Origin of the sequence: Stieleria tagensis (assembly GCF_024129865.1) — a bacterium.
In the GTDB taxonomy this organism is placed as follows: Bacteria; Planctomycetota; Planctomycetia; order Pirellulales; family Pirellulaceae; genus Stieleria; species Stieleria tagensis.
In genome coordinates, this window is the sequence record NZ_JAMYFE010000055.1 from 19,471 (window position 1) to 37,156 (window position 17,686).

Consider the following 17,686-nt stretch of genomic DNA (forward strand, 5'->3'; position numbering starts at 1 on the left):
ACACCGCCAAACCCAGTGACAATCCTGCGGCAACGCGGCAAATCGAAGAACGCCAAGTCGACGCTGGAAAGGGCGGCGAAACATTGGTCAACGAATACAGCAAACCGGAAGACGTGATGTCGGCCGGTGGTGATTGGCCCCAGTGGGGCGGAACGCGAATGCGCAACAACACCCCCGGTGTGACCGGATTGCCGGAAACGTGGAACATTGGGAAATTCGATCGTCGTACCGGCGAGTGGGATAAATCCAAAGCAGAAAACATTGCTTGGTACGCGAATCTAGGTAGCCAGACCTATGGCAACCCCGTGGTCGCCGATGGCCGCGTGTTCGTCGGCACCAACAACGGTGCCGGCCACCTGAAACGCTATCCCGCTCAAGTCGACTTGGGGTGTCTGCTGGCGTTTGACGAAAAAACCGGTGAATTCTTGTGGCAACACAGCAGCGAAAAATTGATCACCGGGCGTGTACACGATTGGCCACTGCAAGGCATTTGCTGTGCCCCGCTGGTCGAGGGCAATCGGTTGTGGTTTGTAACCAACCGCGGTGAAGTCCGTTGCTTGGACGTCGAAGGTTTTCTGGATGGCGAAGACGACGGACCGGTGAAAGCCGAAACGGCTCGCGTCACCGACATCCCGCTTGCCAGCGACGGTGGTAAATCGGCCCTGGCGTCATTGGCCGACGGCAAACTGTCCGATTCAATGGTCGAAGCGCTTAAAACCGCTGGCGAAGAAGTCAGCGGCGACGTCAGTGTCGAATCGGTGACCGACGGCAGTGCCTGGAAAGCGACCGGCACCTTTGACGGCAACGAGCGGACGTTTGAAATCAAAAAAGCGGGACCGAATCTGAGCGTGTTCAAAAAACTGGGCGTCGACGACAAACGTGACGCCGACACGATCTGGGTTTACAACATGATGACCGAACTGGGCACCAGCCAGCACAACATGTGCTCTTGCAGCGTGACCAGCTATGGCGATTATCTGTTCGTCAACACCAGCAACGGTCTGGATGAAACTCACATTAACCTTCCCGCGCCCGACGCGCCGACGTTCATTTGTGTCAACAAGAACACCGGCGAACTGTTGTGGAGCGATGCATCGCCGGGCACCAACATCTTGCACGGTCAGTGGTCCAGCCCAACGGTTGCCGTCTTAGGCGGGGTTCCACAGGTCTTGTTCTGTGGTGGTGACGGCTGGTTGTACAGTTTCAAAGCCGACGCCGGCAAAGACGGCAAAGGTGAATTGTTGTGGAAGTTCGATTGCAATCCCAAGGAATCCAAATGGGTTCTTGGTGGCGAAGGCACCCGCAACAACTTGATCGCAACCCCAGTGATTTACAATGAATTGGTCTACATCGCCGTCGGCCAGGATCCAGAGCATGGGGAAGGCGAAGGGCACTTCTGGTGCATCGATCCGACTAAACGCGGCAACGTTTCGCCCCAGTTGGCGATGAAAGTCGAAGGTGACAGTCGGACCGAGATTCCGCCCAAACGGATTCAAGCGGTGGAGCCAGAGAAAGGTGAAATCGCAGTCGACAATCCGAACTCCGCGGCGCTGTGGCAGTACTCGATGGCCGATTCCAACGATGACGGTGAAATTGATTTTGAAGAAGAGATGCACCGCACCATCGGCACCTGTGCCATCAAAGACGACGTGATCTATGTCGCTGATTTCTCGGGGCTATTGCACTGTCTGGACGCCCGCGGAGAAAATGGACAAGCCAAAGTTCACTTCACCTATGACATGCTGGCACAAAGCTGGGGCAGCCCGCTGATCAGCGATGGTCGTGTCTATGTCGGTGACGAGGACGGCGATGTCGCGATCTTTGAATTCGGCACGGAAAACAGTGAGCCGATCGAAGAAATCAACATGGGTAGCAGCGTCTACAGCACGCCAATCGCTGCCAATGGTCGCATTTACATCAGCACCAAGGACAAATTGTTCGCAATTGAGAAGCAAGACGAATGAGTAAGACTGTTGTCGACTGCGGCAACTGCGGACCTGATTTCCATTCCCTCCGCCAGTTTGTGACATCGAACTTTGATGCCGTCGTGATCCAATCGCATAACGCTGACGAAACACTAAAGTTGCTTCGTGAGAAGGACGTTGCGCTGGTCACGGTCAATCGAAAACTCGATCGGGACTATTCCGACGGGATGGAAGTGGTGAAAATGATTAAGGCCGACGAAACACTCGGCCAAACCCCGGTGATGTTGGTCACCAATTACGAAGAACATCAGCAATCGGCGATGGACGCCGGGTGCGTGCGCGGGTTCGGAAAACTCTCGCTCGGCGATCCGGGAACCATTGCATTGCTTCAGCCCTACCTGGGATCATGAACGCCCCGTTTCGAAAGCTGCTGTCTGCTAAAATCCACCGTGCGACGATCACTCAAGCGAACGTCGATTACGAAGGCAGCATTACGATTCCGCCGCAATTGCTCGAGGCCGCTGACATCAGTGCCTACGAAGCGGTGTGCGTGTGGAATGTGACCCGTGGCACTCGATTGGAAACCTACGCCATCACCGGTCAACCGGGATCCAGCGACGTCTGCGCCAACGGCGCAGCGGCACACCTGATCCAACCCGGTGACCGCGTGATCATCGCCACCTATGCGTACGTCCCCCAAGACCAGATCCACCAGCACCGACCGCGCCTGATCTTTGTGGATGATCACAACCAGATCACGCACAGCGGTCCGGAGATCGCCGGGCCACAGCTGCGCAGCTCGGCTCTGTCCGATCCCTCCTCAGGTGCCGCGGCAGACACGGCGGCACGGCAGCAACCCCATTGAATCACTCCAGCACGTTCCTGTTGACTGCCATCACAATCGGCTTGTTGGCCGGCGGGCTGCTCGGTACACAGCCCAGCGTCAACGGTGTGCTGGGGAAAAGCGTCGCGCACCCGTTGCAGGCATCGCTGATTTCATTTGCCAGCGGAACTGGCATCTTGTTGCTGCTGACTCTGGCCACCGGCGGATTCCCGCCCCAATTCACCGTTTCGGTTGGCAACCTTCCCTGGTGGGTCTGGACCGGCGGTGCGATCGGTGTGGTGATGGTCACGACATCGCTGTTGATGGTGCCAAGGATCGGATCGTTGCCCTGGTTTGCCGCGGTGATGACCGGACAGACCATCGCAGCTCTGGTGCTGGACCATTACGGTTTGCTGGGCAATCCCAAAACGCCGATTTCGGGCCTGCGGATCATTGGTACGCTGCTGTTGGTGCTGGGAGTGTTGGCGATCGTCGGGGCAAAACGGCTGGAGCAAACCGAAATCCAGTCGGCTGTGACTAGTGTGCCCGATGACGAGGGTTGATCTGCGATGTCAGAAACCGCTCCCGGTGAATCCGATACCCCACGCGAAAACCCGCGCGAAACCGCATCGCTGGATGCTGTCTGGCAAACCTTTGGCAGCCAATTGCGGCGCCGTGCTCGAACGCGTTTGCGGCAATATGGGCTGACCGGTCAAACCGAATCCATGGACATTTGCAATGAGGTCATGGTGGACCTGGCCAAACGCACCGATGCGAATCGTTTGACCGCTGATGATATCCTGTCGTATATCTTGCGGGCAATCGACAACGAAGTCGTTGACACGTTTCGCACACTGGCACGCCACTGTCGTGATTTTCGTCGCAACGAATCGACCCCTGTCGATGAGATTCGATTGCGTGGTGAACAGACATCGCCCAGCCAAATGGCGTTGCGCAAAGAGGTCGCCGACCGCGTGCGGGCGATGTTGGGCGAATCCGATGCGATTGCAATTGATATGATGTTGGCGGGCCATGATTGGAGCGAAATCGGGCGCCGCTTGGGTGTCAAACCGGACGCCGCGCGGATGCGAGTTCGCCGCGCCCTGGATCGTGCGCGAGATGAAATCGGATTGCAGGAGTCCCGGTGACGCCACCAGAAAATGCATCAACCGACCAGCTAATCAGTTGGCTAGCGAGCTGTCGTCAATCACATCCCACCGAGCCGCTATCCGAGTTGCTAGACCAGGCATCGATTTCGCTGCCGGCATTGGTGGAACTGGCGGCCGTGGATCTGATTGGTCAGCGGCGCGACGGGCACGACAGGCTGACCGAGCACTACTTGGAACAATTCCCCGCGCTGTCCCAGTCCGAGAGCTGTGTGCTGGACCTGTTGGATGCCGAGCTTTGCGTCCGTCGGGAACTGGGCGAACAGCAGGACCTTACATTCTTCATTCACCGGTTTCCACAACTGGCCGATGCGATCCGCCAATTGGTGCATCTGGAACAGCCGCCTAGCGAACCGCTGGACGCGTCATCGGACCAATTCCTGTTGCAGCGGGATCTGACCGTTGCCGGCCAGGCACAGCCGCGTGCGACGTCCGGTAGCGATCACCAGCAAGACGACTCGATCGATGTCCCGATTCCGATCAAACCGCCAGAGTGGATGGTGGCGGCTCGCTGCATCGCCACCGCATTTGGTGAATCGGGTCGCTATTGGTTGGTGCTTGGACGTGATACCCAGCGTGGGGATACCGTTGCGATGAAGGTGATTCCGCTGCCAGCAACGCTGGATCGGACGCAGCGGACTCGGATTTTGGATTTATGTGAACTGACCAGCAGCGTTGCTCATCCGGATTGGGTGTCGCCACGGATTGCGGCGATCAACAACGGCCACCTGGCCGTGATTCGCCCCTGGATTTTTGGCAATGAATTCTCCCAATTGGGCGTGCAAACCGATCCCACCGAACGCCTGGCCACATTGGTCCGCGTCGCGTATTCGCTGGCCTCGGCGCACCGCATTGGTGCAACCCATGGCAGCGTGATTGCCAACAATGTGGTGTTGGATCATCAGTCCAAGGTCAACTTGATCGATGCGGTATCAGGCGTGAGCGGGTGGCAGAGCTATCTACGCCACTGGAGCAACGAATTTGCACAGACCATTGACCAACGTATCGCCCGCGACACCACTGGGTTGATGCGTCTGATCGCCGACCAGTGTGTCAACGCCGACAAACCGGAGTTGCTGGAATGGATCAGCCGAGTCGTCCGCGGCGTTGATCTGCACGATCACGATGCCTGTGCGATGATCGGCGAACGATTGCAAACGTTGTTGGACCAGCCGCCACGTGGCCAACGACGGTGGTGGCGTTAGTGCAGCACCGGCAGTTCGGTTTTGTCGGTGGATTGATCCGGGTCACGGTACTTTGCCGCATCAAAGTGTCGCGTGTAGGTGCCGAAATCGTTGAAGGCGTATTTCTTAGCCCAGCGGTAGACAAAACTCCGCTCCGGGATTTCGTCACCTGGCTGATACTGGCTGCGCCGCGGCGTCACGCTGTTCAATTCGTTGATCACGGTGCCGCGTGCCGTGGTATCGCGTGCTCCGTGTTTCTCGGCCAATTCGACCAACAAATCAGGGCGTTCCATGATCACGCAGCCGCGTGTGTGTTCGGCGGTCAGTGAGCGGAAGTCACGCAGAAATTCTGAATCGTTAAACGTTTCAGCCAATGGCCGCTTGTCATGAATCGATTCGGTTGCCAATTGAATCACCGGACAGGGTTCGATATCACCCCAAGGCCCGACGTGATGTGTAAACCCAGTCGCAGCCGGACACAGCGCATTGCCGGCATCGTCATGGTAGGCATCGATCACGATGATCGGTTTTGTCGCCCGGGTGTCGACAACGAACTGTCGCACACGTTTTTGCTCGCTGCTGTCGAGTGCCAATTGAGCGTTGGATTCTGGGCCCACCGGGCGATAGATGTGGTACCAGCAATACATCACGCCCATCTCGATCAGTCGATCGACCCAGCGATTGCTAACCAGATCATCCAGGTTGGATTTGCAGACGCTGGTGCAGACACCGACCAGCAAGTTGTGTTTGAGCGCGGTTTCCAACCCCTGCATCGTCTGGTTCAACACACCCTCACGACCACGCCGCTGGTCGCTGATGATTTCGCTGCCTTCGACACTGATCAACGGGGTCACGTTGCCCAGTCGTTTCAGTTCCGCTGCGACTTCATCGGTAATGAAGTGGCCGTTGGTAAAGACTTGGAAATAAACATCTCGGTTCTGTTCAAAGATTTTCAACAGATCTTTGTGCATGAACGGTTCGCCGCCCAAGATGCCAAAGAAACTGTTGCCCATCGCTTTGGCCTGGCGAATGGTTTCGTTGACCGCGTCTAACTCGATGCGATGCTGTTTAGCCGCAACATCGACCCAGCAACCCTGGCAGCGCAGGTTGCAGCTGTTGATCACCGACAAATACAGAAACGGCGGAAAAAACTCGCCGCGTTTCAGTCGTCGTTTGTGCTTGTGGACACTCCACAATCCCTTCACGCCCAACGTCCAAGCCGCTTTGGCCAGCAAACGTTTGTCGGTTTCGAATAGGAATCGGGAAGCCAGGCGGAAATACATAGTCGGCGACGTGGGGGGAACGAGGGGAATCGTGGGCAGGCACTGTATCGCTGTGTCAGTGTCATTATGCCTGTAAATCAACCGCAGTGCAGCGGGATCATCGCATCCGGGTTGGTTCTACGGCCTTTCATTGCTGCAGCGGCCGTAAATCGCGGTCTGCGAAGTCGCGCCAAACCTGATCCAAGGTCGTCGCCTGAGTCGGGACCGCGACCAGCGGGATACTGCCCCCCACACTGACGACCCCGCTGCCGGCGGCCAGAGTGCCGAAACCTGAACCAGGACCCAGCAGCGCGTCTGCCCCGGCCTGCGTGGCCATCGAGAGCACCTGCTGGGGGGCCAAATCGGTGCGATGATTCAACAGAAATTGCAGTTCGCCCCAGACACTTAGGTCCGGATTGCTGGCTCGCGAGTCGGTGCCCAATGCCACTGGGATTCCGGCGGCAACCAAGCGATCGACCGGGTGCGGTGGGTAGCCAAAAAAATCGTGCGTTCGCGGGCAATAGACGACACTCAAATTCGGATGTCTGGCAATTCGCTCGATCTCGGCATCGTTCAGATCATTGCCGTGGACCAGCAGCGCCCGCGGCGCGGTGGCCAACAAATCGATCAAATCCACGATCGGCTGCTGCCCCGACCAGGGAAACAGCCCCTCGCGCCATAGCCCAGCGGTTTGCAGTGCGGTGGCAAACCGACCCGAACCGTGTCGCACTAATTCACGCTCGTCGGCTGACTCGGCGACGTGCATCGCCAGGGGAGATCGGTGTTTGCGGGCCAGCTGCACACAGCGACGGACTAAATCCCATGGCGTCGAATAGGGCGCATGGGGACTGACGGCAAACTGGATCTGATCGGCCGAGGTGAGTTCCTCGGCATGCCGCTGGGCAGCCGCAAACCGCTCTTCGGCGCGTGGTGGAGACAGCCCCAACACTTCGGCACAGGAAATGATTTGAACGTCTTGGTCCGCCGGATACTGCGACGGTGTCGTTGCAATGTCGGCGACCAGCCCGACTCCCGCGGCGACCGATTCGGCCAATCCCGATGCAATCGCATCGGCACGTTGCTGTGTCGATGCCGCGCCGCGCTCTGCGATCACCATCCCGATCCATTGTGCCAACGGGATTCCACGATCACCAATCACTGTGCGACAATCGGAAAATTCCAAGTGTGTGTGCGCGTTGACCAAACGCGGTAGCACGGCGACATCGCCCAGATCGATGCAATCGCCTGTGGAGAGTTTCGCTCGTTTGAGCGATCCGATTTCAGCGACCTGGCCGTCGACCAAACGCACAAATCCGGCTTGGATGGGCGGTTGTGAGATTGGGAAAATCCAGCGCGCCGCGTAGATTTTTTCGGTCAATGATTTCATGAATTCAATTGAATGATGCCAACGCCACGCCTGACCGATCGGTTGACGCAAGCTTTCTACGACCGGCCAACAGCCCTCGTCGCACGCGAGCTAATCGGCAAACTGTTACTGCACCGCCAGGGGCCGAACTGGTTAGGCGGCTGGATCGTCGAAACAGAAGCCTATCTGCACACCCGCGACCCGGCTAGCCACTCGGCCCGAGGTCAAACGGCCAGCAATGCGTCCATGTTTGATCATCCTGGCATGTTGTACGTGTATCCGATCCATGCACGCTATTGTATGAACGCTGTCACCGAATCGGCTGGTCGGGGCGCGGCGGTTTTAATTCGAGCGATCGAACCGGTCTGGGGGATCACTGCGATGCAACAACATCGCGGACACCAAGATCTGCGGCGATTGACACGGGGACCCGCGATGCTGTGCCAAGCCCTGGCGATTGACCGTCGAGACGACGGTCGCAGTTTCATTGACGATCAACGGTTGGGGATATTTGACGGGGGCGGCGTTCCCCCACGGACAGTCATCGCCACCCGCCGCATCGGCATCAGCAAAGCCCAACGCCGCAAACTGCGTTTCATCGATCCCCACTCAAATTATCTAAGCCGAAAATTCAAGCTCGACTGACACGCTGAAGCGTGAACTCCCACGGGTTGGATCGTGGAGACGTAAGACTCCATCATTGACTGAACCCGTCGCGATCGGGGCGTGTCGGTCGTTGGAAGAATGAAAGTCGGCACACACACACCATTCCCCATTCCCGAAACACTGCCATGAATTCCAAAACGGACAGTCGCGAAATTGTACCGATGGTTGCCACCGGGGAAGCGACGGCGATCCTGCCGACGAAAACGACAGCGCCCATCAAAGTCATCGGTACCGAAGCAATTCGATCGACGTTTGACGATTTGTGCCTTCAGCAAGCCATCAATTCGCGGACCGCACCGGGCGTGACGGAATTGGTTTTGAATCCCGATGCCCACTGTGGATATGGTGCGCCGGTTGGTTGTGTGATGGTTTCTCCGACACACATTTACCCCGGGCCCGTTGGTGTCGACATCAAGTGCTCGATGAGTCTGTTGCAAATGGATGTGCCGGAGCATGCGATCCAAGAGCGTCAAATCCGCCGTGCGTTGATCGCTGCTATTTGCAAGCGGACACCGACCGGTGCCGGTAAAGGACAACGCAGTGTCACGAACGGGCGCCGCGTCAATCGCACGTTGGGAATGCAGACCGTGATTGAAGGCGCTAGTGCCGACGTCTGTCAACAACTGGGGATTCCACCGCATTGGGCACAGCGATGCGAGGACGCGTTTCATGTCGGCCACGATCAGAGTTCAGATGCACTCGGCCAGCGGATGGATTGGTTGTTGACCCAGCGGAACATGACAAATTTCAGTGACAAGATGACTCAACTCGGATCCTACGGTGGTGGAAATCACTTTGGCGAATGCGAGGTCGTCCAGGTGGGGACCGATGCGCGGGCACGTCGTGTCGCTGAAACGTTTGGCCTACTTGATGGCAAGGTTGCGTTTCTATCGCATTGTGGATCGCGAGGCTTCGGACACAACTTGGCTTCCGGACAATTCCGAACGCTGCAAGACAAATTTAGTCGCTGGGAGATTCCCTTGCCCGCGGGCGATCGCCAACTGGTTTACGCACCGCTGGGGACACCGGAAGCCAACGACTACTTGGACGACATGGCGCTCGGAGCAAACTTTGCGACGGTCAACCATTTGCTGATCAACGCATTGGTGCTGGAAGCGTTCCAAGAAGTCTTGCCGGGCACCACAGGCGAGTTGGTGTATTTCATTAGCCACAACATTGCCCGCAAAGAAATCGTTGATGGTGTTCCTTCGTGGGTGCATCGCAAAGGCGCAACACGCGCGTTCCCAGCGGGTCATCATGCGCTTGCCGAGACACCGTTTTCCCAAACCGGTCATCCCATTTTGTTGCCGGGAAACCCGCGTGACGGTTCGGTCGTGATGGTGGCCGACGAAGGAGCCGAGAAATCCTGTTACAGCGTGAATCACGGTGCCGGACGAATTCTCGGACGCAGAATGGCAAATCGTACGTTGGATCAAGCCACGATTGATGCGGAACTGGATCGGCATGACATCCTTAGCAATTGCCGCCGGTACCCCAAAGATGAGGCACCCGCGGCATACAAGGATTTTGATGAGGTCCTGCGGAGTGTCACGACGGCCGGTTTGGCCAGCGAAGTCGCTCGGCTCAAGGCGCGGTTCGTGATCAAGGACGCCAGCCAGGCTGACGATTGAGGCAGCGCTACGACCTCAGTTGGTAGCACAGCACTTGGTCGCCTTCGCGCAAGTACAACTTGCCATCCAAGATCACCGGGTGTGACCAGCTGGGCCGATCGCCACTGCCGGGGATTTTGAAACTGGCCAGTTCTTCGTATTCGTCAGGACTGGCCTTGGCCAAGGCCATGGTGCCGTCACTGAAGCGGATGTAGAGCTTGCCGTCGGCGGCTGTCATGCTGGCTGACTTTTTGCCTGCCCCGCGTGATTTCCATTGGACGTCACCGGTCATCAGTTCGGCACAGTAGGGGATCCCGCTGTCTTCGGAATCTCCATACAGATAGTCACCGACCAAGATGACACCGCCGTGTTTGTTGCCCAATTTTGGATTGGTCGGATAGATTTCTTCCGCAGTCACGTTGCCTTGGCCGTCAGGCACCTGGCGAATCAATGTGCCGCCGGTTCCGTAGCCGGCGACAAAAAACACCAGGTCGTCTTTAACGATCGAGGTCGGAATCACCGAGGTTGTTTTTTTGATGTCGTAGGTCCACAACAGTTTTCCGTCGCTCGCTCGGACGCCCATTGCCCCACTTCCGGTCGTTTGCACATAGACCTTTTGGTCGCCGACCTGAGAGATCACGACCGATGCGTGACCGGCACCACGGTCTTCGTCGCGGGCGGTTGTCCAAACGGTTTCGCCGGTCATCTTGTCCAAGGCAACCATTGTGTTCTGTGGGCCGCCTGGGGTGCAGATCAGCCGGTCGCCGTCGATCAACACCGATTCGCTATATCCCCAGCTATCCGCTTTCTCGCCGCCCAAGTCTTCTTTCAAGTGCTTTCGCCAGACTTCGGATCCATCGGTGGTGAAACAAATCAATTGGCCCTGTGCGGTCAACACATAAACGCGATCGCCGTCGACCGTCGGTGTACTCCGCGAGCTCTGCCAAGTCGGTTTTCCACTCGTCCACGGCTCGCCGGTTTTTGCCGTCCAAAGTTGGTTTCCGGTTTCTTGATCAAAGCAAACCAAATATTCGTCTTTGTCACTGGCGGTCGAAAGCCCGTCGCCGAGTGTGTAAATCTTGCCGTCGGCGATGGCCAAACTGGCATAGCCTCGCCCCGCCCCTTCGGCCGTCCAGATTAATTCGGGCCCCTCGTCGGGCCAATCTTGCAGCAGTCCGGTGTCGCTGGAAATGCCGCTGCGTTGGGTGCCACGAAAGGTTGGCCAGCTGTCGTCGGCCGCAGCGGTTGTCACCAACGCCAGCGAAGCGGCCGATAGGAGTGCCGTCTTAAGCAGTGAGTAGAGGGGATGACCGAGTTGCATGGGGGGAATCCTTACGGAATGGCGGTGTACGAGATTCGTGCGAGTTCAAATCGCAGCCGCGAGAGCATGCTTTCGCCGAAATGGCTCTCGGGTCTCAATTGAACGTACGCTTCTTGATGATTGATGGCTTCCACGATCGCAACACCGGCATCCGCGATCAAATTCATTTCTCGCAAATTTTCGGCTTGGTCCTTCAGTGCCATGGCCAAAAACAGGTGATAGGCCGGGATGTCGGCAAAGTCTTGGGCCAGCGATCGGTAGATCGACACCGCCTGATCATAATGGTTGCGCGCCAGATCACGGTTCTCCTTGGCCTCAATTTTCGCCAATTCTTCGAGTGAACGCCCATGCAGGGCACGGTAGCGAGGAATTGAAACGTGCGCTGCAGCCAATTGTTCAGCCAAGTCAACCGACCGCTGCAATCGTTCGACCTGTTCATCGTGTTCCATTGTCCCCTTTCGGCAATAGCTAGTCGCCATCAACATCTCGCTCAGTTCGCACTGGTAGTCCGGCACATTGGGAAACTCGCTGACCAATTTCTCTAGGATGGCGATCCCACCGGCACGGATCTCGTGATGATCCATGTCGTCATGGCCAAACACGCTGAAGGGATAATAGATTCGATAGGCATGTGCCAGCGCGAGTTGGAAATCGGTCTCGTCGGGATTTTCTTGGACCAGTTTTTCCAAAATCTCGATCGCCTGGCGATGGCTTTTTTTGGCCGCCACACGATCTCGCAAAAACCATTGTGTTTGCCCCAGATTGTTGTCGATCCGTGCCAGTTCGGCTTGGCACTTCGGGACGCTGCGGCAGGCGTTGACCGAGAGGATGTTCTTGGCTTTGATAAATTCAGTTTTGGCTTCACGAAAGCGACTGGTCGCAAGCATCGTCAGCCCTAACTGGTTTAACGTTCCGGCGCGCTCGATTGCAAACGAGGTGTCACCAGACGATTGATTCGGTTCCAAAATCGCCAGTGAACGCCGGTAGGCGGACTCCGCTTTGGCGAATTGTCCCAACCGTTCGTAAATGTCGCCGACACGCCGGTGCACCTTGGCCGTTTCGCTTTGCAGTTGTGAATTCGTCGCGTTCTGTTGGGCAAACTGGTCATAAAACTTCAACGCGCTCTCTAACACTGTGGCGTTGTGATCGGACACTGCCATTTGAAATTCGACGCCCGAGACGGCCGTTTCGTTTTCCGCCACAGTGGCCGCAGGGTGTGCCATCCAGCTGGAACCAAATCGCTCTAGGATTTGATCCATTGATTCCAATGCCAACGACAGGTTGCTTTCGGCACGCTCACTCTCGGCAACCGCTTCACGCCATTTGGAACTGACCAGTGCAAAGGATGCGATTGCGCCGAGTAGCAATGCGGCACTGAGCGTCGCGACAGCGGGGTTGCGTCCTGCCCAACGCCACATCCGCCCCAATGAACCGACATGCCGCGCGTTGACCGGTCGCCCCGAGTTAAAACGCTCTAGATCTTGCTGCATGCTGCGCATGCTGTCGTAACGACGATGCGGATCGAACGCCATCGATTTAAGCAGGATCGCTTCCAGATCACGTGGGATTTCCGGACGCACCGCACGCGGTGGTGCAAATTCCCCACGTGAAATCTTTTGGATCAGTTTGCTGCGACTCTTCTCTGCAAAGGCCGGCATACCGGTCAACAATTCATACAGCGTCGCACCCAGACTATAGATGTCGCCGCGTGTGTCTTGATGTCCGCTCAGGTGTTCCGGGGCCATGTACCGCAGCGTGCCCGCAATTTCTTCGTCGCCGCTGCCGGGCTCCTTGGTCAACGCCGTGGCCAATCCAAAGTCTGTTACCCAGATCGTGCCTTTGGGGTCGATCAGCAGATTGCTGGGTTTGATGTCGCGATGCAACACACCTTGGTCATGCGCATAGGCAACCGCTTCGGCAACTTGGGTTCCCACATCCGCCACCCACCGCGAGTGGGAACGACTGCCAAAGTCATGATTTCCACGAAGAACCGCCGTTGTGTCAGCAGTGTGGTGAATGCTGTCCCGGTGGTTTGGTGAATCTGCGGTTGGGGCGATCGCACTGTCCCGGGTAACGCTGTCCCCGGTGGCCGATGATTGACCCCGGACCGCGTTGTCGACGGTGCTTTCAGCGGCGGGTAGACGCAACTCGGTTTCAGCGGCTTCGGGTAGCGCCGCCCGGTTGCGGTTGGCCACATAATCATCGAGTGCGACACCATCAATCCGCTGCATCACAAAGTAGTGCAACCCGTCGGATTCGCCGACGCCGAACACCGGCACGATGTTGGTGTGGTGTAACCCCGCAGCGGTTTGGGCTTCGCGCTGAAAACGTTCCAATTGCCGCGCATCGGCTAGCGATTGTGGGGGGAAAACTTTCACGGCGACTCGGCGGCGCAGCGATTGTTGGTCGGCCTCGTAAACCACTCCCATGCCGCCGCGGCCGATTTCTCGGACGATTCGGAAATCACCCAGCTGTTTCAGATCGCCGATCTCAATCTTGGCATTGCTTTGCGATCCATAGGATGACAGCGTGCAAGTTTTGAAGCGTTCCATCGCGATCATCGCGCGGAACAGACGTCGAATCTCAGCGGCATGGTCGGGATGGTCAGCAGCGTATTGTTCGGCGGAGACGGATTCACCTGCCCTCCAGCGGCGAATGAATTCCTCGCCTAGAACTTCGACGGGATTTCGATCGTGCGCTTGGTTTGCCATCTGGGAACTAACTGAAATCAATTGTCGTCGTGAAAGCCTGGAAGTGTCTCGAGAATCTCTCCCAGCCGGGAAAGCGCCCGGACGTAACGGTTACTGGCGGCGGCCGGTTTCAATCCCAACACCTCGGCTACCTCGCTATTTTTCATTTCCTCAAAATGTCGAAGGACCAGGACCTCGCGGTCCATTTCGTCCATCTCCTCCAGAGCCTGGTGGATCAATGTGACCAATTCGGCGTGCATCGCCATTTGGCTGGGGGACGCCAAATGGGCCGCCAGTTGCATCGCCAGCGATGCCGACGTTGCCGCGGGATTGGTTCGATTGATGGATACCTCTTGATTGATATCTCGCTTGTCGGCTTTCAAGTGACGTCGATGGACGTCGATTAATCGTTGTATAGTGAGTTGTCGCAGCCAAACGTAGAACGAAAGTTGCGGTCGTTTCAGGTAGTGTCCCATCCGGTGGTGTGCGTCAATATACACCTCCTGCAGAATGTCCGAGGGATCTTCACGCCCACGAAGCCGACCATCCATGCGGAATTCCAGCATTCGCTTGAGTCGCTGACGGTGGCGCGAGAACAATTCGACGAAGGCATGTTCGTCTCCGGCGCCGAGCCGGCCGATCAGTTCGTCGTCGAATCCCTCGAGGGCCATTCTCTGCTTCTCTATAAACGTAACTCTGCCGACCTTTTACACCGCTGATCCCACAAAAAGATCAAGTGTGGGACTCTGCCCTGGCGTCAATGCTGGTGGTGCGTCAAACGTGGAATTTGGGGTCGCTCGTTTGAGCGGAAATGGGGATCGGAACCCAAATTGCGAAGCACCCATCGGGGGAAATGGTTTTTCAGTTCCGGAACCCGTTTCCGTGGATGACTCTAAAAGTTGGCGTTGACGTACCAGTAGTCGTCCAAAGTTGGCTGCGCCGAACCCGATTTATCCGCAATCTACAGAAACTTTCTCGGTGCCGGTGTAAATGCTCATTTCCTTCCGTTTTCAGTCTTGTGGCACGTTCCGCCACAGCAGTCTTGTTTTTAGAAGTCTGTGAGGATTTGTATTTCCGCCGGAAACACGAGTTAGACATGATTGGGTCGGCAAGCTATCCGAACTCCGACGATTGCGATGTGGTGCTGATGCGACGGATCCGAAACAACGAGATGGATGCGTTTGTAGAATTATTTGACAAATACCACCGTCGCGTTGTTCGTGCAATCACAAAAATGCTGGGTTGCCAGACTCATTCAGAGGACCTTGCCCAACAGGTTTTCCTGAGGGTCTATCGTGCCCGAGATCACTACGAGCCGACGGCGAAATTCACCACCTGGTTGTTCACGATCACACGCAATGTCGTTTTCAATGCTCACCGAAGTCTGACCCGGCGACAGGACCGATTTCACCGCTTTAGCAGCATCCAGCACGACGGCTGTCCGTCTCATTTCGGTTTGTCGGCTGAGCCCGATCCGCCCACTGCGGCGGTCAAGTTGGAGGTTCAGCAGGCCGTCCAGCAGGCACTGGACCAACTCGGCGGCCGTCAACAGCAGGCCATTCGGCTAGTCTTTTTCGGTGGCTACAGCTACCGAGCCGCTGCGGAGCAAATGGATGCCACCGTCAATTCCGTCAAGCAATTGGTCGTGCGTGGCAAAGGAAAATTAAAGGTGTTGCTGGAAACCAATCGCGTCGGCTGTGATTTGCCCGCTGATTTTCTGAAGTGCTAGAATCGGATCCGGGCGGAGTTGCATTTTTTCCCTCGGATCCGAAATAGGTTCACACATGCGCTACGGTTTGCTGTTGCTGTTGCTGGTTTCTCTCGCACCAGCCTCATTTGCCCAGGAGGATGCGCCCGGGAATTGGCCGCGCTGGCGGGGGCCGCTGGAGAATGGCACTGCCGCCGATGGTGCCGACCCGCCCGTCAATTGGGGGCCCGATCAAAATGTAAAATGGAAAACGCAGCTGACCGGAAGCGGCAGTTCCACGCCGGTCATCTGGGGCAACCAAATCATCATCCTGTCGGCCGTCAAAACCGATCGCGATGCAAGCGGAAATGTGGTTCCCGCAACGACCGAAGCGGATGACGCGGACGAGCCATCGGGACGTCGTCGCGGCCGTGGTTTTGGCGGCGGTTCCAAACCGAAACAGGTCCACCAATTCATCGCGTCCAGTTACGATCGCCGCAATGGAGATCAGTTGTGGCAAACGATTCTCGCTCAACAGGTGCCGCACGAAGCCGGCCACGCGACCAACACCTTTGCATCCGCATCACCGCTGACCGATGGGAAACGAATTTGGGTTTCGTTTGGTTCTCGCGGAATCTTTTGTCTGGACATGCAGGGAAACCAAATTTGGAAGCGTGAGTTGGGCGAAATGCAAACGCGAAATAGTTTTGGCGAAGGCAGTTCGCCGGCGTTGCATGAAAACACCCTGGTCGTTCCTTGGGACCATGAAGGCCAATCGTATGTGGCTGCATTGGATGCCAGCACAGGCGAACCGATCTGGAAAACGGATCGGGACGAACTGACCACTTGGGCGACGCCGTTGATCACGACCTACAAAGATCGAACCCAAGTCATCCTCAACGGCACACGCGTCCGCAGTTACGATCTCGCCAGTGGTGAATTGTTGTGGGAATGCGACGGCCAAGCGTCCAATCCGATCGCTTGTCCGGTTCGTTTCAAGGACATGGTGATCTGCATGACCGGTTATCGCGGCTATGCGATTCAAGCCATCGGGTTGGATGCCAAAGGCGACGTCAACCAATCCGACCAACTCGTCTGGTCTCGCAGCGATGCCGCGCCCTATGTCGCCTCACCGGCTCTTTATAAAGGCACTTTGTATTTCACAAAATCACGCGAGGGCATCGTGTCGTCGGTGGATGCATCCAACGGTGAAGTCTTGATCGGTCAGCAGCGGCTACCGGGGATCAGTTCCGTCTACGCCTCGCCCGTTGCCGCCGCCGATCGGATCTACTTCACCGGCCGCGAAGGGACCACCGTGGTGATCAAGCGTGGGCCCGAATTGGAAGTGATTGCGACCAACAATCTCGGCGAAGCAATCGATGCTTCACCAGCGATCATCGGCAACGAGATGTACCTCCGCGGCGAAAAACATCTATATTGTCTCTCGCAATAATTGCGCCGGGCAAGCTTTGAGAATCACTCGTGCGCAACTTCAGCGGCAATGCCGATCGCAATCGACGCAGACGACGAAGAATTGCCGCAGGCGTACAACGCCTGCGGCATCTGCGAATCAGTGAAGTCAGCCGGACTTTGCAGCCAACAAAGAACCATCCCAACGACCGCTGCATCCCCGACCGATGAACGCCACTGTCATGTTTATGGCACACAATGCGCGATCGAGTCGGCACGACTGATCGTCTAGGCCCACAGAGTCCCGGTCGGGCCGCCAGTCACCGTTGGAGTTCACGCTTTAGCGTGTCTGTATTGAGGCGTTCCACCCAATGCGTGTCAAGTGAATGCCATGTCCAGCGGTAGCACAAGACTGCCGGAAGGGTGCCGAGAGCAGGGGCGAAATTCGTGTCCGCCAACAAAGTCAAACGGCCATCAGTTGAGGTGGATGAGTAGCGGGTCCTGAGCTTTCATCAATCATCCGCCGCTGGTTCACCCGAAGCGTCAACGTCGTTAAAAACCCCTTTCCCCTGGTAT

16 protein-coding genes are annotated in these 17,686 nt (G+C 56.9%); 11 read left to right on the forward strand and 5 right to left on the reverse strand.

The features are described 5' to 3' along the window. The 6 genes from NHH03_RS13920 to NHH03_RS13945 form a co-directional block, all read left to right on the forward strand. The coding region (locus tag NHH03_RS13920; protein WP_253157077.1) for an outer membrane protein assembly factor BamB family protein at positions 1-1,964 on the forward strand (1,964 nt) is incomplete at its 5' end. Beyond that, the gene (locus NHH03_RS13925; protein ID WP_253157079.1) at positions 1,961-2,335 is read left to right on the forward strand and encodes a response regulator; all 375 of its coding nucleotides are present in this window, start codon (positions 1,961-1,963) and stop codon (positions 2,333-2,335) included. The genes NHH03_RS13920 and NHH03_RS13925, both read left to right, overlap by 4 nt. After that, positions 2,332-2,790 (forward strand): aspartate 1-decarboxylase, encoded by a 459-nt coding sequence (gene panD, locus NHH03_RS13930; RefSeq protein ID WP_253157081.1) that lies wholly within the window; start codon positions 2,332-2,334, stop codon positions 2,788-2,790. Before NHH03_RS13925 ends, panD begins: the two co-directional genes overlap by 4 nt. Beyond that, the gene (locus NHH03_RS13935; RefSeq protein WP_253157082.1) at positions 2,787-3,311 is read left to right on the forward strand and encodes a DMT family transporter; all 525 of its coding nucleotides are present in this window, start codon (positions 2,787-2,789) and stop codon (positions 3,309-3,311) included. Before panD ends, NHH03_RS13935 begins: the two co-directional genes overlap by 4 nt. Positions 3,312-3,317: 6 nt before the next feature. Further along, the gene (locus tag NHH03_RS13940) at positions 3,318-3,896 is read left to right on the forward strand and encodes an RNA polymerase sigma factor (RefSeq protein ID WP_253157083.1); all 579 of its coding nucleotides are present in this window, start codon (positions 3,318-3,320) and stop codon (positions 3,894-3,896) included. Further along, positions 3,893-5,119, forward strand: a complete 1,227-nt coding sequence (locus tag NHH03_RS13945; protein ID WP_253157086.1) for a hypothetical protein — start codon at positions 3,893-3,895, stop codon at positions 5,117-5,119. Before NHH03_RS13940 ends, NHH03_RS13945 begins: the two co-directional genes overlap by 4 nt. Here the strand turns inward: NHH03_RS13945 and NHH03_RS13950 are convergent. Both NHH03_RS13950 and NHH03_RS13955 read right to left on the reverse strand, forming a co-directional pair. Then, complete coding sequence (locus tag NHH03_RS13950) at positions 5,116-6,381, reverse strand: radical SAM protein (protein ID WP_253157088.1); 1,266 nt, start codon at positions 6,379-6,381, stop codon at positions 5,116-5,118. The genes NHH03_RS13945 and NHH03_RS13950 overlap by 4 nt on opposite strands. Before the next feature lie 127 nt (positions 6,382-6,508). Then, entirely contained in the window at positions 6,509-7,747 is a 1,239-nt protein-coding gene (locus NHH03_RS13955) for an amidohydrolase family protein (RefSeq protein ID WP_253157090.1), read from the reverse strand. Positions 7,748-7,759: 12 nt separating this feature from the next. On the opposite strand from NHH03_RS13955, the gene NHH03_RS13960 reads away from it, so the two are divergent. Both NHH03_RS13960 and NHH03_RS13965 read left to right on the forward strand, forming a co-directional pair. After that, positions 7,760-8,371, forward strand: a complete 612-nt coding sequence (locus NHH03_RS13960) for a DNA-3-methyladenine glycosylase (protein ID WP_253157092.1) — start codon at positions 7,760-7,762, stop codon at positions 8,369-8,371. Positions 8,372-8,517: 146 nt separating this feature from the next. Next, entirely contained in the window at positions 8,518-10,023 is a 1,506-nt protein-coding gene (locus NHH03_RS13965; protein WP_253157094.1) for an RtcB family protein, read from the forward strand. A gap of 7 nt (positions 10,024-10,030) precedes the next feature. On the opposite strand, the gene NHH03_RS13970 is transcribed toward NHH03_RS13965, so the two are convergent. The 3 genes from NHH03_RS13970 to NHH03_RS13980 are packed head-to-tail and all read right to left on the reverse strand — an operon-like array spanning position 10,031 to position 14,684. Then, positions 10,031-11,323, reverse strand: a complete 1,293-nt coding sequence (locus NHH03_RS13970; RefSeq protein ID WP_253157095.1) for a PQQ-binding-like beta-propeller repeat protein — start codon at positions 11,321-11,323, stop codon at positions 10,031-10,033. 11 nt (positions 11,324-11,334) lie between these two features. Further along, positions 11,335-14,034, reverse strand: coding sequence for a serine/threonine-protein kinase (locus NHH03_RS13975; protein ID WP_315861453.1), 2,700 nt, complete (start codon positions 14,032-14,034; stop codon positions 11,335-11,337). A 17-nt stretch (positions 14,035-14,051) separates the two neighbouring features. Next, on the reverse strand, positions 14,052-14,684 hold the full coding sequence (locus NHH03_RS13980) for a sigma-70 family RNA polymerase sigma factor (protein ID WP_253157097.1): 633 nt from the start codon (positions 14,682-14,684) through the stop codon (positions 14,052-14,054). Between the two features lie 425 nt (positions 14,685-15,109). Between NHH03_RS13980 and NHH03_RS13985 the strand changes: the two genes are divergently transcribed. Genes NHH03_RS13985 through NHH03_RS13995 form a run of 3 tightly spaced genes read left to right on the forward strand, consistent with a single transcriptional unit; the run spans position 15,110 to position 17,402 of the window. Next, a complete protein-coding gene (locus NHH03_RS13985; RefSeq protein ID WP_253157099.1) occupies positions 15,110-15,742 on the forward strand; it encodes an RNA polymerase sigma factor in 633 nt (210 codons plus the stop codon). Between the two features lie 55 nt (positions 15,743-15,797). Beyond that, on the forward strand, positions 15,798-17,153 hold the full coding sequence (locus NHH03_RS13990) for an outer membrane protein assembly factor BamB family protein (protein WP_253157101.1): 1,356 nt from the start codon (positions 15,798-15,800) through the stop codon (positions 17,151-17,153). A gap of 48 nt (positions 17,154-17,201) precedes the next feature. Further along, a complete protein-coding gene (locus NHH03_RS13995; RefSeq protein WP_253157103.1) occupies positions 17,202-17,402 on the forward strand; it encodes a hypothetical protein in 201 nt (66 codons plus the stop codon). Positions 17,403-17,686: the final 284 nt, after the last annotated feature.